Annotated in this window: 10 protein-coding genes; 2 read left to right on the top strand and 8 right to left on the bottom strand. The window is 64.7% G+C overall.

Going from position 1 to position 15,203, the window contains the following annotated elements:
• The 4 genes from ACFC3J_RS18370 to ACFC3J_RS18355 form a co-directional block, all read right to left on the bottom strand.
• A partial coding sequence (locus ACFC3J_RS18370; RefSeq protein ID WP_375197519.1) for an FUSC family protein occupies positions 1-1,303 on the bottom strand: 1,303 nt, incomplete at its 3' end.
• A gap of 4 nt (positions 1,304-1,307) precedes the next feature.
• Positions 1,308-1,754 (bottom strand): MarR family winged helix-turn-helix transcriptional regulator, encoded by a 447-nt coding sequence (locus ACFC3J_RS18365; RefSeq protein WP_375197518.1) that lies wholly within the window; start codon positions 1,752-1,754, stop codon positions 1,308-1,310.
• Positions 1,755-1,902: 148 nt separating this feature from the next.
• A complete protein-coding gene (locus ACFC3J_RS18360; protein ID WP_375197517.1) occupies positions 1,903-2,205 on the bottom strand; it encodes a hypothetical protein in 303 nt (100 codons plus the stop codon).
• Between the two features lie 23 nt (positions 2,206-2,228).
• A complete protein-coding gene (locus tag ACFC3J_RS18355; RefSeq protein ID WP_375197516.1) occupies positions 2,229-5,099 on the bottom strand; it encodes a M16 family metallopeptidase in 2,871 nt (956 codons plus the stop codon).
• A 135-nt stretch (positions 5,100-5,234) separates the two neighbouring features.
• Between ACFC3J_RS18355 and ACFC3J_RS18350 the strand changes: the two genes are divergently transcribed.
• Together ACFC3J_RS18350 and clpB are read left to right on the top strand one after the other, a co-directional pair.
• Entirely contained in the window at positions 5,235-6,863 is a 1,629-nt protein-coding gene (locus ACFC3J_RS18350; RefSeq protein WP_375197515.1) for a M28 family metallopeptidase, read from the top strand.
• Between the two features lie 82 nt (positions 6,864-6,945).
• On the top strand, positions 6,946-9,525 hold the full coding sequence (gene clpB / locus ACFC3J_RS18345) for an ATP-dependent chaperone ClpB (RefSeq protein WP_375197520.1): 2,580 nt from the start codon (positions 6,946-6,948) through the stop codon (positions 9,523-9,525).
• 78 nt (positions 9,526-9,603) lie between these two features.
• Here clpB and ACFC3J_RS18340 read toward each other — a convergent pair whose 3' ends face one another.
• From ACFC3J_RS18340 to xseA, 4 genes are all read right to left on the bottom strand, one after another.
• Entirely contained in the window at positions 9,604-12,621 is a 3,018-nt protein-coding gene (locus tag ACFC3J_RS18340) for a TonB-dependent receptor plug domain-containing protein (RefSeq protein ID WP_375197514.1), read from the bottom strand.
• A 322-nt stretch (positions 12,622-12,943) separates the two neighbouring features.
• Positions 12,944-13,780, bottom strand: coding sequence for a M23 family metallopeptidase (locus ACFC3J_RS18335; RefSeq protein ID WP_375197513.1), 837 nt, complete (start codon positions 13,778-13,780; stop codon positions 12,944-12,946).
• Complete coding sequence (locus ACFC3J_RS18330) at positions 13,781-13,990, bottom strand: DUF2093 domain-containing protein (RefSeq protein WP_375197512.1); 210 nt, start codon at positions 13,988-13,990, stop codon at positions 13,781-13,783.
• A 38-nt stretch (positions 13,991-14,028) separates the two neighbouring features.
• On the bottom strand, positions 14,029-15,203 hold a 1,175-nt coding region (gene xseA, locus ACFC3J_RS18325), incomplete at its 5' end, for an exodeoxyribonuclease VII large subunit (protein ID WP_375197511.1).

Below are 15,203 nucleotides of genomic sequence, written 5' to 3'. Positions count from 1 at the left end.
GCGAGGCGGCGATGGTGCCGATCATGAAGCCCTTGAGCGGCGCGAGCGGATTGTCCGACGCGGCGAACAGGGACAGGAACACCCCCGCCAGCATCACCGCGCTGCCGCCGTCCTTCCAGCCGCTGCCGATCCATAGCGCGCAGCCCAGCGCGACCGTCACGAAGGCGGCAAAGGCGCCCCGCGCCGCGCCAGCCACATCCTTGTGCAGTTCGCGGTTGCGGCGTCCTTCCAGCAGTTCCGCCACACGGGGGCTTACCGGCGTGCGGCTGTGCGTCACCATCTGGTCATACAGATCGCGGCAGTCGCGATGCGCCGCGATCAGCGTGGCGAGCCGGGCATACAGGCTGAGCCGCATCATGTCGGCCCATCCCATGGTCGCCTGCGCCTCAGGCTCCATCTGCGCGCAGCGGTCGATCAGCGCGTTGGCCGCCGCCGTGCGCGCCGTCCGGTCGTCGCCGGGACGGGCGATCCATGCGCGCGCCGCGTCGATCAGGGCGGTCGTTTCGGACGGGACCGTGCCGCCGCTTGCCTGTTTGAGGCTGGCCAGCCGGTCCTCCACCGCCACGCCCAGCGGCAGCAGCAACGACAGCTGGTCCTGCATCGCCCGCACGGTCCGCACCCGCGGCGCCAGTCGGCTGATGTCGAACGGCAGATGCACCGACATCTGGTGCAGCTCGGTAATATCCTGCGCCAGACGGCGGCGCTCGGCCTCCAGTCCTTCGACCGGCTCCAGCGCAATGGCGTCATGCGACCAGCGCTCGGCATCGCGCAACGTCGCCTCGACCCGCGCAAAAAGCAGGTTGGTGATCGATCCGGGAAAGACGACCCCGTGAATCAGGCTGCCGCACAGGATGCCGATGGTGATTTCCTGCACGCGCAGCGTCGCCACGGTGAAGATGGTCTGCGGCGTATCGACGTCGGGAAAGACGATCAGGCAGGCGCTATAGCCCGCCAGCACGAACATGTAGGAGCGCGGCGTGCGATCGAGCAGCGACACGAACACGCACAGCGCCATCCACATGGCCATGGCGAGCGAGAGCAATTCGGGTGAATTGACCAGCGGCGGCACGACGGCGACGGCGAAGATCGCGCCGGTCAGCGTGCCGATGACTCGGAACACCGCCTTGGAAATCACCGCCCCTGCCAGCGGCTGGGCAACGATATAGCTGGTCAGGAACGCCCAATAGGGCCGCTCCAGCCCGATGCTGAGCGCGATGAACAGCGCCAGCATCGCCGCCGCGAAACATTTCAGCGAAAACAGCGCGGCGGGCCAGCCGACCCGCTCGCTCCAGCTGCCGGCCATGGGATTATTGACCCCGGCGTTCGGCCATGCGCTGCTCCAGCAGGTTCAGCAGATTGACCGCAATCTCGATGGCGGCGTCGGGCACGCCGTCCAGCAGCTCGCGCCGCAAATCCCCCAGCTTGGCCTCTATCTGACCCACCAGCTTCTGCCCCTCCGGCGTGAAGGCGACTCGGTTAGACCGCCGATCATCGGGGTTCGGCACGCGCTCGACAAGGCCCGCGGCCTGCAACTGGTCCAGCGTGCGCACCAGCGAGGGCTGGGTGATGCCCAGTTCCTCCGCTACATCGGCCTGCCGCGCATCGGACCCCAGCCGGTCGAGATAGATCAGGCACCAGCCCGCGCTGTTCGACACGCCGAATTCCGCAAGGGTCTGATCGGCCAGCTGCCGCCATTTGCGCGCCACCTGCGGCATCTTGTGCGCCAGAGCGCGCTCATGTTCGGGTCGGGACATTTTGCTTAGATAGCTAACTAATATCTAACGTCAAGAGATTCGTTTCATTCTGCTTCTTGAAGCCTCCCCCATGCGGGGACCGAACGGGCAAATAAAAAGGGGGCGGGAGCCATAAGGCCCCGCCCCCTCACCCAGAATTTCGCGCAGATCAGCCCCGGCGCGTGCCTGAAAAGCCGGCCGCGCCGAAAGCGCCCAGCTGCATGGTGCCGGTGATGGCATCGCCGCTGACCTCCGCTTCGCATTCCAGCGTCATCGGCATGGGAATGGTCATGTTCATCTTCCATGTCAGCTTGTTGCCGTCGACCTTGCCCTCAGCCACGTCGAGCGAGCCCATCATGCCGGCAAAGGTGCCGTGGAAGCTGTCACCCGAGCTGATGACGGTCAGCACGCCATTCTGGTCGCCCATCGGGGTCTTCGCCACGCAATCATAGGCGCCGTCCACTGCTGCCATAGCACTTCTCCTTTACGTAATCGTCAATCGGCCAATGTGCCCATTTCCACGGGAAGTCCGACCGCGTCAAGCTGCGGTTTCACCAGCTTCGCGTCGCCCACCACGACCCAGATCAGCCGGTCGGGATGGATCGCTTCGCGCGCCGCCTTGTCGAGATCGGCTGCGGTCATGGCGCGATACACGCCGGGCAGCGTCGCATAATAATCGTCCGGGCGTCCCAGCATCCGGTTGCGCATCATCGCACCCAGCAGGTCGGAAGAGGTTTCGAAGCTGCCGGGCAGCGACAGGATCTGGCTGTTGATCGTCTGGTTGCGCTCCGCCTCGGTCGTGCCCTTGGCGGTCAGGAAATCGCTGATATCCTTGCGCGCGGCAATGATGGATTCGCCGGTCTTGTCGGTCTGCACCGGCGCATAGACCAGCAGTGGAATGGTTTCCTTGACTCCCGGCAGCGCCGAGCCCGCATAATAGGCCCAGCCCTTGGTCTCCCGCAGGTCCATGATCAGGCGCGAGGTGGAGCTGCCGCCCAGCACTTCGTTGGCGGTGACCAGCGTCACCGGATTGTCGGTGCCCCGGCTGTTGGTGAGAAGCCCTGCGAGGATCATCGACTGCGGGCTTTGCGGCTTGTCGACCAGGATGATCCGCGAAGGCCGCATCATGCGATCCATGCGGAAAAGCTTGGCGCCCTTGGCGGCCTTGGGCGCCTTCCAGTCGCCGAAGCGCTTTTCGAGCAAAGGCATCACATCGGCCAGCGTCGTGTCGCCGGTCACGAAGATGGTCGCATTGTCGGGCCGCAGCCATTTGTCATGGAAGGCGACCAGATCGGCCCGCGTCACCGCCTTGACCCCGCTTTCCGTGCCGGAGCCGGTGAAGGGAATGCCATAGGGATGCGCCTGTCCATAAAGCAGCGGCGGCAGCAGACGCTGCGCGATGGGCATGGGCTCGGTCTTTTCGGCCTTGATGCGCGTCAGCACCTGACCGCGCAGACGCTCCACCTCGGTCGGCGCAAAGGCCGGGTTGCGGATCACGTCGGCCAGCAGGCCCAGCGATGCATCCAGATTGGGTTTCAGCGCATAAAGCCCGACATTGGTGGCATCCATGCTGTTCCCCGCGCTGATGGACGCGCCCAGCCGCTCCTGTTCCTCGGCAATCTGCACGGAGCTGCGACTGGTCGTGCCTTCATCCAGCAGCGCCGTGGTCAGCCCGGCCGTGCCCAGCTTCGCCTTGTCGTCGGCGGCATTGCCCGCGTCGAAGGACACGGACACCCGCACCACCGGCACCGTTGCCCGACGCGCGAAGACCACGGCTATGCCGTTCTTCAGCGTCGCATGTTCGACCGAGGGGAATTCCAGATCCTTGACCGGTTCAATGGGCGGTTCAGCGACCTTCGTCGGCGGAGGCGGCGTTGCGGCCACCGGAGCGGGCTTTTTGGGATCGCGGAAATAGACAGGATGGTGGGTCGCATTGCCCGCTAGCGCGTTATCCTCCGCCGAACGCTCGCCCGGCGCCACGGTCAGGCGGAACACCGGCCTGCCCAGCCATTTGCGCGCCGCTTCGCTCACCGACTGCGGCGTAGCGGCGGCATAGGCGGCGAGGTCCTTCTTATATTTGGCAGGATCGCCCGAATAGACCGCCCCCTCCGCCAGCGTCACGGCCTTGCCGTTGAAGCCGCCGACCTTCTCCAGACCGCCGATGGTGCCCGAAAGCTGCTGCGTCGCGGCGCGCAGCACCTCGTCGGCGGACGGCCCCTTGGCGAGATAATCGGCCAGCAGCTGGTCCAGCCGCTTGCCCACCGCGACCGGGTCCTGCCCCGGCTTCACGTCTACGGTGATTTCGGCAATGCTGAGTTTCTCGAAGGGCTGGATGCTGGCCTTGACGCCCACGGCCACCTTTTCATCGCGCACAAGGATATTGTCGAGCCGCGAGGATTTGAGGCCGCCGAACACCGCCATCGCCAGATCGAGCTGCGGCAGTTCGTCGCTATTGACGCCCGGCACGATCCAGTTGCGATAGAGCCGGGTCGCCGCGACATTGTCGTGCATCAGCTTTTCGACATCCCTGTCGAGCGTCGGCACGGTCGCGTCCACATCCCTGGGCGCCGGACCGGCGGCGATATTGCCGAACCATTTTTCGACCTTCGCCTTCGCGGTCACCACATCGATATCGCCCGCCAGCACCAGCACGGCATTGTTCGGACCATAATGGGTCCTGAACCAGTTCTGCACGTCGGCAAGGCTGGCCGCATTCAGGTCCGCCATCGAACCGATGGTGGAATGGCGGTATGGGTGTCCCTCCGGCAGCATCGCGGCCAGCTGGGCATATTCGACAAGGCCGTAAGGCTCATTCTCGCCCATGCGCTTTTCATTCTGCACGACGCCGCGCTGGGTATCGAGCTTGGTCTGGGTCACGGCGCCCAGCAGATGCCCCATGCGATCCGATTCCAGAAACAGCGCCCGGTCGAGCGCGCCGGTCGGCACCGTCTCGAAATAATTGGTGCGGTCGAACCATGTCGTGCCGTTCCAGTCGGTCGCGCCGATATCCTCCAGCCGCCCGAAAAACGGCCCATCCGCATTTTCCGAACCATAGAACATCAGATGCTCGAACAGATGGGCAAAGCCGGTCTTGCCCGCCGGTTCAAAGCGCGACCCGACATGATACCAGACCGACACCGCCACCACCGGCGCCTTGCGATCGGTATGGACGATGACGCGCAGCCCGTTTTTCAGGGTGAATTCCTCGTAGGGAATGTTCACCGCCGCCACGAGGCTGGAAAGGGGCGCAGGCGCGGCGGCGGCGGTCGCCGCCGGAGCCGCCACCGCCTGCATGGAAGGCGCCAGCGCCAGCGAGGACAGGCTGAGCATCAGGGCTATCCGGCGGGAAAAGGGGGAAAGAGTCATGACGCCTCATGATGGTCAATGGATCGGCGGGCAGCATAGCGGGGCGTTTTAGACGCGCAATACGCTTTCCGCTGGACAGTCGAGCCCTGCGCGATAGGCTCATCATCCAACCATAAAGACAGGATTTTGAGCCTGATGCGTCTTCGCTCCCCCGCATTCGCCTCTTCCCTTATCCTTGCCCTTGCCGCCCCCGGCATGGCCTCAGCCGAAGCTCCGCCCGCCATCGCCGGAGAAGCCATCCGCGCCGATGTCGGCTTCCTGGCCGACGATCTGCTGGAGGGGCGGGACGCGGGCACGCGGGGCTATGACGTCGCCGCCCGCTATGTCGCCGCGCGCTTCGAGACGCTGGGCTTGCAGCAGGCAGTGCCGGATAGCTGGTATCAGCCGGTGACGCTTGCCGTAGCACAGCTCGACGGGGGCACCACCCCTTCGCTCACCATCGGCGGCAAGCGCTTCACCGATGACGTCGCCATCGGCGCCTTCGGCCGTGAGCTGAGACAGAGGCTGTCGGGCCGTGCGGTGTTCGTCGGCTACGGCCTGAAGTCCGATCGGGAGAAGATTGACGACTATGCGGGCCTCGACCTGCACGGCAAATATGCGGTGGCCCTCGCCGGATCGCCGGTCGGTATGCCGAGCGAAATCGGTGCGCATCTGGCTGCAGAGAAATCTTTCGCCGCGCAGGAGGCGGGCGCCATCGGCCTCATCACCATTCCCAGCGACGCCCTTCTCGCCCGTACGCCCTGGGAAAAGCTGCGCGAGCGGGCGCAGTCCCCCACGGTGAGCTGGCTCGACAGGGAGGGCCAGCCCTTTGTCCGCGCGCCCGGCATTCGCGGCACCGCCTATGCCAACGCAGCCGCCGCCGAAGCGCTGCTTGCCGGATCGGGCAGGAGCCTCGCCACGCTCCGCGCGCAGGCGGCGAAGAAGGGCGGACGCCCCAGAGGCTTTGCCCTCAAACCCACGGTCCAGCTCGACCGCGCCAGCAGCGTCGCCACCGCGCCCAGCCGCAACGTGCTGGCGGTGCTTCCCGGCTCCGACCCCGCACTCAAAGGCGAATATGTGCTGCTGATGGCGCATCTCGACCATCTGGGGATCAAGGACAGCGCCAAGGGGCCGGACAAAATCTATAATGGCGCGATGGACAATGCCTCGGGCGTGGCGACCATGCTGGCGGTGGCGAAGGCCTTTGCGGAAAGCCGCGAGCGGCCCAAGCGCTCCATCCTGTTCGCGGCGGTGACGGCGGAGGAGGACGGGCTGCTCGGCTCGGAGTTCCTCGCCAGGAATCCGGTGCTGCCGGCGGGGGCAAAGCTGGTCGGCGTAATCAATCTCGACATGCCGATCCTGACCTATGATTTTCAGGATGTGGTGGCCTTTGGGGCCGAACATTCGACCCTTGGTCCGATCGTGGCAAAGGCGGCGAAGGCGGAGGGCGTTTCCCTCTCGCCCGATCCGCTGCCCGCCGAAGGGCTGTTCACCCGTTCCGACCATTATCGCTTCGTGCAGCAGGGCATCCCTGCGGTGTTCCTGATGACCGGCTTCGCCGGACCGGGGAAAGAAGCGTTCGAACATTTTCTGAAAACCGACTATCACCAGCCATCCGACCAGATGAGCCTGCCTTTCCGTTGGGACGCTGCCGCCAAATTCGCCAAGGTCAATTACGCCATTGCCCGCGAGATTGCCGATGAACCGGATGCCCCGCGCTGGTATGAAGGCGATTTCTTCGGGGACGCCTTTGCGCCGGATGCGCCCAGGGCCGCGAGGCCGTAACGCCTAAGGAAAATTGCGTAGCGCCCCTTGTGTTGCTTTTATGCAACATTACATCGTGGCGAGCTTCACGAAGGGGAACATGATGAACCTCGAAAAATTCACTGACCGCGCCAAGGGTTTCCTCCAGTCGGCGCAAACCGTCGCGATCCGGATGAGCCACCAGCGCATCAGCCCGGAGCATCTGTTGAAGGCCCTGCTGGAGGACCAGCAGGGCATGGCGTCCGGCCTGATCAAAGCGGCTGGAGGCGACGCCAGCGTGGCGCTGCGCGAAACCGATGCGGCGCTGGCCAAGGTGCCGTCCGTCTCCGGCAGCGGCGCTCAGCAGACCCCCGGCCTCGACAATGATGCCGTGCGCGTGCTCGACTCGGCCGAACAGGTCGCGACCAAGGCGGGCGACAGCTTCGTCACCGTCGAACGGCTGCTGCTGGCCCTGACTCTGGCCACCACCACGGCGGCAGGCAAGGCGCTGGCCGCTGCGGGCGTGAAGGCGGAGGCGCTCAATGCCGCGATCAACAATCTGCGCGGCGGTCGCACGGCCGACACGGCGGGCGCGGAGGATCGCTATGACGCGCTCAAGAAATTCGCCCGCGACCTCACCGAAGCGGCGCGCATGGGCAAGCTCGATCCGGTGATCGGCCGGGATGAGGAAATCCGGCGGACGATCCAGATCCTCGCCCGCCGCACCAAGAACAACCCCGTCCTCATCGGCGACCCCGGCGTCGGCAAGACCGCGATCGCCGAGGGCCTCGCGCTGCGCATCGCCAATGGCGACGTGCCCGACACGCTGAAGGACCGCACATTGATGGCGCTCGACATGGGGTCGCTGATCGCGGGCGCCAAATATCGCGGCGAGTTCGAGGAGCGGCTGAAGGGCGTGCTGGACGAGGTGAAGGGCGCGGAAGGACAGATCGTCCTCTTCATCGACGAGATGCACACGCTGATCGGCGCGGGCAAATCGGAAGGCGCGATGGATGCGGGCAATCTGCTGAAGCCTGCGCTGGCGCGCGGCGAACTGCACTGCATCGGCGCAACGACGCTCGACGAATATCGCAAATATGTGGAGAAGGACCCCGCGTTGCAGCGGCGGTTCCAGCCGGTCTTCGTGGGCGAGCCGACGGTGGAGGACACCATCTCCATCCTGCGCGGCCTGAAGGAGAAATATGAGCTGCATCATGGCGTGCGGATCACCGACGGCGCGATCGTGTCGGCGGCGACGCTCTCCAACCGCTACATCACCGACCGCTTCCTGCCCGACAAGGCCATCGACCTGATGGACGAGGCCGCCAGCCGCCTGCGCATGGAAGTGGAATCCAAACCGGAGGAAATCGAAACCCTCGACCGCCGCATCATCCAGCTCAAGATCGAACGGGAGGCATTGAAGAAGGAGACCGACAAGGCGTCCAAGGATCGTCTGGAAGCGCTGGAGGAAGACCTCGCCAATCTGGAACAGCAGTCGGCCGAGCTGACCCAGCGCTGGCAGGCGGAGAAGGACAAGATCGCGGGCGAGAGCAAGCTCAAGGAACAGCTGGACGCCGCGCGTGTCGAACTGGATCAGGCGCAGCGCGCGGGCGACCTCGCCAAGGCGGGAGAGCTGGCCTACGGCCGCATTCCCGAACTGGAGCGCAAACTGGAAGAGGCGCAGAACGTCACCCAGGGCGCGATGCTGCGCGAGGAAGTGACGCCGGAGGACATCGCCTCTGTCGTGTCGCGCTGGACCGGTATCCCCGTCGACAAGATGATGGAGGGTGAACGCGAGAAGCTGCTCGCCATGGAAGAAGTGCTGGGCAAGCGCGTGATCGGACAGGCCGATGCGGTGAAGGCCGTGTCGACCGCCGTGCGCCGTTCGCGGGCGGGTCTGCAGGACCCGAACCGGCCGCTGGGGTCGTTCCTGTTCCTCGGCCCCACCGGCGTCGGCAAGACCGAGCTGACCAAGGCACTGGCGGGCTTCCTGTTCGACGACGACAGCGCGATGGTGCGTATCGACATGAGCGAATTCATGGAGAAGCACAGCGTCGCCCGGCTGATCGGCGCGCCTCCGGGCTATGTCGGCTATGAGGAAGGCGGCGTGCTGACCGAGGCCGTCCGCCGCCGTCCCTATCAGGTCGTCCTGTTCGACGAGGTCGAAAAGGCCCACAGCGACGTGTTCAACGTGCTGTTGCAGGTGCTGGACGACGGCCGCCTGACCGATGGACAGGGCCGCACGGTCGACTTCACCAACACGATCATCGTGCTGACGTCGAACCTCGGCAGCCAGTTCATCGCCGCCTTGGCCGACGACGAGCCGGTGGAGAAGGTCGAGGATCAGGTGATGGACATCGTCCGGGCGCATTTCCGGCCGGAATTCCTCAATCGCCTGGACGAAGTGATTCTGTTCCACCGCCTTGGCGCTGCCCATATGGCGCCGATCGTGGACATTCAGGTGGCGCGGATCGGCAACTTGCTGAAGGACCGGAAGATCACGCTGGACCTGACCGACGGCGCGCGGGCCTGGCTGGGGCGGGTTGGTTACGATCCGGTCTATGGCGCGCGGCCGTTGAAGCGGGCGGTGCAGCGCTACCTGCAGGACCCGCTCGCGGACCTCATCCTGCGGGGCGAGGTGCCCGATGGCGCGACGGTGAAGGTCGACGAGGGCGACGGCGCGCTGAAACTGGGCATCGGCTGATCAAGCCTGTCAGCACCACGAAAAAGGGGCGCTTCCTGATGGAAGCGCCCCCTTCTTTTTGCATGTCGCAGCGAAAGATCAGTAGTTGAACTTCGCGCCGACGCGGAAATAGCGGCCCAGAATGCCTTCGCCACCCTGAACCGGGTTGTAGGCGTGGGCACCGTAAGTGACCGTGTCGAGCGGCGGCAGCTTGTCGAACACGTTCAGCATGTTGGCATAGAAGGTGAAGCTGTCCGTCACCTTGACCTGCGCGTTGAGGTCGAAGGTGATGTAATCCTTCACCCGGCAAGGCAGCGAGCCGTCATTCAGACCGCAATCCTTGTAGCCAGTGCCCTGATCCATCGCCGACAGATCGTAACCGCCGAAGAAGTTGGCGGTGCCGCTGAGCGCGAACTTGCCGAAGTCCAGCGTGTTGGTCCAGGTGCCGCGCCATTTCGGCGTGCCCGAACCGGCCGTCAGGTTGAAGTTGCCGAGCGTGCCGTCATAGCGCTCCACCGACCCGTCGGGAAATTCGGTTTCCAGGCGGATGATGTAGCTGGCCTGCAACGAGCTGGTCCAGCGGATGCCCTCGGTGATCGGCAGGTCGACATCCGCCGCGAAGTCCAGGCCTTCCGACTTGATGGTGTTGGCGTTGATGAAGCCCGACTGGACGAAAGCAACGCGCGGCTGGCGCGGATCGCCCGGCGCGATGGGCACGTCTTCGATGACGGTGAAGCCTGCCGGGATCGCCTGACCGGCATAATAGGCCTGCAGTGCCGGAGTATTGTCGGCGGTCGTGATGGCGCCCGTCTTCTTGATGTTGTAATAGTCGACGGAGAAGGACACGCCCCGCATCGGCTCAACGAGGATGCCCGCCGTGAAGCTGCGCGACTTTTCAGCCTTCAGCTCCGGATTGGCGAGCGAGGTCGCGCCATAGCTGCCGCTGCGGATATATTGCGGGCAAGAGCTGAAGGTCGCGACCGTGCAGCCATATTGCGCCAGATAGGTGTCGTTGAACAGGTTCTGGGTGTTGCCGACAAAGCCCGTGGTCGGGAAAGTCGCGTTGGCTTCACCGAAGCTGGGAACGCGGAAGCCCTTCGAGAAGGTGCCGCGCAGCAGCACTTCCTTGATCGGCTTCACCTTCACGCCGACCTTCGGCGAGAAGTTGTCGAGGCCGCCCGAATAACGGTCATAACGGCCCGACGCATCGACTTCGAGCTGGTCGAAGATCGGCGCGATAAGTTCCGCATAAGCCGAATAGACCCGGCGATCGCCCTTCACGGCAAAGCCGTTCAGACGATAATAGCGCTCCGTCCCGCCGTTGATGTCGGAATTGATGCTCGGCGAATCGATCGCCTCATACCGGACCGACGCGCCGAAGCCCACCTGGAGCGGACCGCCCGGAAGATCGAACACGCTGCCGCTGACGTTCGCCTGAGCCTGCACCATGTCCGACGTCGAATTGGCGATCGCCGTCGGCATCAGATAATCCATGGTCGCCTGGCTGTTGGCGGTCGGATTGAGGAAGTTGAAGCTGCCGTCCGCAATCACGTCCAGCAGGTGTTGGATATAGACATAGCCATCCGACTTGCGGCGCAGATCCATGTGCATCGCGGTCGCGTCGACCTGATAGTTCCACTTGTCGTTGATGTCGCCCTTGATGCCGATCGCACCGCGATAGGCGCGGGTGCGCGATTCATCATGCTCAAGCGAATTGGGCAAACGGCCGATGATCGCGGCATTCTGCCCCTGCGCCGCAAACGGGTTGTTCGGGTTCAGCGTGCCGTTGGCCGCGGTGCAGGCCACGGTCGTACCGCGCGGGCAGACATAGACCGGCAATTGCAGGATGTTGTTGTTGCCATAATAAGCGACATTGCCCGAGGTCGAGTAGCGCGGGAAGTAGAAGGGCGCCGGCGCGTTCGCGCGGATGGTGCTGGGCAGGCCGTCGTAGGCGACCTTGGTTTGCAGGAAGTTGAACTCTGCATAGGCTTCGCTCGAATCGCCGACGCGGGCGGTGAAGCGGGCCGAGAAGCCGTAACGCTCGATATCCGGGTTGATGACGCCGTAATTGTTGGTCAGGTCTTCCTGACAGACGGTGGTCGGCGCGGAGGCGTTGGCCGGATCGGCCAGTTCGGCCGCGGTCAGATTATAGAGGCTGCCGCGCTGGCAGGCGACCGCCGGATTGAGCAGCTGGTAACGGCCGCTCTGCGTGCCGGTCAGCGCATCAGCCGGACGCACGAACAGCGTGCTGCCGGTGTTCGTGACGACCGGGCTGAAGCCCGGATAATTGCCGTCGCCGTCCAGACCGTCGACGACATTGTTCGGACCGCATACGCCGTCATGGCAGACGTTGCGATAATCGTCGGAGTTGTAGGGATAGCGCCGCTGGTTGTTCTTGAGCTGCTTGCTGTTGTAATAGAAGCCGCTGATATAGGCGTTATAGCCATTGTCATCGAGATCACCCGTGCCGGCGGTCATCGACAGGCGGTACTGCTGACCATCGCCGCGGCTGGAAATGCCGCTTTCGACGCGACCGGAAATGCCCTTGAAATTCTTCTTGGTGATCACGTTGACCACGCCCGCGATGGCGTCCGCGCCGTAGCTGGACGATGCACCGTCGCGCAGCACTTCGATATGGTCGACGATATCGTCAGGGATGGTGTTGAGGTCAACGAAGTTGCGCGTGCCGTCGTCCGACAACGGATAATAGGCGGCGCGCATGCCGTCGAACAGGACCAGGGTGGAGTTGGTCGAAAGGCCGCGAAGCGACACGGCCGACGCGCCGGCGGCAAAAGCGCCGTTGGCCGAGAAGCTGTTGGTCAGCGCCGGGCCGTTATTGGCGGCGATGCGCTGCAAGCCTTCCTGAACCGTGCTGATGCCGCGCCTGTCCAGGCTTTCGACCGAGACCGTGGTGACAGGCGACGGCGTTTCCGCGTCGGTGCGGCGGATGATGGAGCCGGTTACGACAATGACGTCGCCTTCATCGGCACCGGCGCCCTGCGCCGCGTCCTGCGCAAACGCGGGGGCCGCGAAAGCTGCAAGACCGGCACCTGCCAACGCAAACACCTGCAACGCTGCGCTACCGCGCAGCCACGCGTTATTCGAAGTTTTCTTCACTATCCAGTCCCTTGCTCTGGAGGTCCGCGGACGTTCCGCGCGCATTATTTTTGACGCGTGAAGAGAGCAAAGGAGCCCGACAGCAAGCCCTCCTCTCACGTGCTGCGCACTACTCTGCGCAGTCGTTTTATAGGTGTAAAGCAATGTCAGGGGACGCTGGATGTGATTTGAAGCAAACTGTAGCAATTATGCCACAAAGGCGCCACACACTGTTAGACGCCTGTTTAACAATATTGTTGCGCGCCTGTAATTCCGCGAAAAATTTTAACATTTGGGCGCCGCGAAACGATCGAAGAAAATAATAGTTCCTTGTAATAATAATTCAATCCGCCGAAATCGGCGTGGCCAGCAGCAGGGGGTCGATCCGCGCGTCCTGCCACTTCATCCCCCAGTGCAGATGGGGTCCGGTGGCCCGCCCGGTCGCCCCGATCGCTCCGATCCGCTGTCCCTGCACGACATGCTGGCCGGGAATCACATCGATCCGCGACAGGTGCAGGAAAGCGCTGTTGAGACCATGGCCATGGTCGATCATCAGCAGATTGCCCTCCAGTGTGAAGGGATGATCCGCAGCCAGTATCACCACCCCATCGGCAGGCGCGACCACCTGTTCGCCCACAGCGCCGGCGATATCCACCCCGCCATGATAGGCGCCCGGCTGCCCCTGATAGACACGCTGCGATCCGAACAGGCCCGAAATCCGGCCGGTGCGCGGCCAGATGAAGCGCTGGCGCCAGCCCTGCGCGTCCGTCACCTTCTTGCGGGCTGCGGCGATCTGCTCCAGCTCCGGCTTGCGCAGCGCCAGAAAGGCCTCGCTATTCCTGATGGGGCGGAGCGGCGCATTGACCTGCTCGATCCGCCACGCGCGCGGCGCGATTGCCAACAGGCGATCCAGCGTCCTTCCGTCAGCCAACCGCGCGCTCAGCCGGGCCTGTGGCCCGGCGTCACGGTCGAAAGCGATCAGGAAGCGGCCATCGGCATCGACCGGAACGGGCTGGCCGTCGAAGCGCAACTCGATTGTCCCGTCAGGCGCGGTTCCCAGCAACGTGCCGCCCTGAACAGGCGATCCGGCCAGCGCGATATCGACGACGGCAGGCGGGGCGGCAGGCGCCGCCGTCACGCCAGCGATCACCAGCGCAAAGGCAGCGATGCATTGCTTCATCTACAGTCCACGCACCTTCAGTTCGGCCTGCGCGGAAATTTCGGCGCTGGCATAGGGTTCCTGCCGGGCGATGCTCCAGTAACGCAGATCCTCCAGTGGGATCTTCTGGCCGCTGAGCGCGCAGACGACATGATCGCCCGCCTGCAGCACGCGAAAGCTGTAAGCCATATAGTGCAGCCGGGCCGGGCGGTCGCGGTTGGACATCAGCATGGGATCATTCGGCCTTTCTTACCGGCATTTCGCGGACATCAGGAAAACAGATCCTGCTGCCCGCCCTCTTGCGGCTCCCGCGGTTTGCGAGGCGCTCGGGATGGAGTCGATATAGCTTCGGAAACCGGCTTCTCAAGGGGCGCGAACGGTCCCGAACCGTCGATCGTGGCGTCTGCGCTGCCATCCCTGAAACGCAGGCTGACCACGCCTGCGGCCCGCGCGTCGGCGACCGACTTCACCAGCCTGTCGCCCGCCATGACCCGGGCGAAGCCTCGCTCCAGCGGCAGGTCGGGATTGACCGAGGTGAACAGGCGCGACACCCGATCGAACGCCGTCGCCCGGTCGCGATAGGCGCGGGTCAGCGTTTCGGGCCGCAGGCGCAGCCGGTCGACCCGTTCCTTTGCGCGGCTGACATATTGCTGCAACAGCGCCGGTCGCAGCGCTCCGCTCGTCTGACCCAGATGGGCGCGGGCGTCGGCGAGCCGGTGACGCAGGCCGCCGACCAGCCCGTCGGACAATTGATCCAGCCGCTGCCGCTGCGGCGCCAGCAGCGTGTCGGGCGTCGGCATCAGCCTGCTCTGCATGTCGAGCCGTTCGCGGGCCTGCCCTGCCCCGCGCCGCACGGCCCGCTCCATGCGCAGCCCCTGCTCCTTCAGCATCGCGATCAGTTCGGCGCGGACCGGCACCGCCATTTCCGCCGCCGCGGTGGGCGTGGGCGCCCGCACGTCGGCGGCATAATCGCACAAGGTCGTGTCCGTCTCATGCCCCACGGCGGAAATGACGGGAATCGAACATTCGGCCACGGCGCGGACCACGATTTCCTCGTTGAAACTCCAAAGATCCTCGATCGACCCGCCGCCGCGGGCCACGATGACGAGATCGGGCCGGGGCAAGGGGCCGCCGGGCTGCATCGCGCTGAACCCGCGCACCGCCCGCGCCACCTGCTCCGCCGCGCCCTGTCCCTGCACCAGCACCGGCCAGAGCAGCACCTGCGTCGGGCAACGATCCTCCAGCCGGTGGAGAATGTCGCGGATCACCGCGCCCGTGGGCGAGGTCACGACGCCGATGGTGCGCGGCATGAAGGGCAGGCGGCGCTTGCGGTCGCGATCGAACAGACCTTCGGCAGCCAGCTTCTGCTTCAATTTTTCGAGCAGCGCCATCAGCGCGCCTTCGCCCGCCAGCTCCATGCGATCGATCACGATCTGATATTTGG

Origin of the sequence: Sphingobium sp., from assembly GCF_041987595.1 — a bacterium.
GTDB lineage: Bacteria > Pseudomonadota > Alphaproteobacteria > Sphingomonadales > Sphingomonadaceae > Sphingobium.
This window is presented reverse-complemented; position numbering and strand designations above follow the sequence as displayed.

Coding starts and splice junctions, on each gene's coding strand:
- ACFC3J_RS18365 (WP_375197518.1), bottom strand. CDS start 1,754: ATGTCCCGACCCGAACATGAGCGCGCTCTGGCGCACAAGATGCCGCAG.
- ACFC3J_RS18360 (WP_375197517.1), bottom strand. CDS start 2,205: ATGGCAGCAGTGGACGGCGCCTATGATTGCGTGGCGAAGACCCCGATG.
- ACFC3J_RS18355 (WP_375197516.1), bottom strand. CDS start 5,099: ATGACTCTTTCCCCCTTTTCCCGCCGGATAGCCCTGATGCTCAGCCTG.
- ACFC3J_RS18350 (WP_375197515.1), top strand. CDS start 5,235: ATGCGTCTTCGCTCCCCCGCATTCGCCTCTTCCCTTATCCTTGCCCTT.
- clpB (WP_375197520.1), top strand. CDS start 6,946: ATGAACCTCGAAAAATTCACTGACCGCGCCAAGGGTTTCCTCCAGTCG.
- ACFC3J_RS18335 (WP_375197513.1), bottom strand. CDS start 13,780: ATGAAGCAATGCATCGCTGCCTTTGCGCTGGTGATCGCTGGCGTGACG.
- ACFC3J_RS18330 (WP_375197512.1), bottom strand. CDS start 13,990: ATGCTGATGTCCAACCGCGACCGCCCGGCCCGGCTGCACTATATGGCT.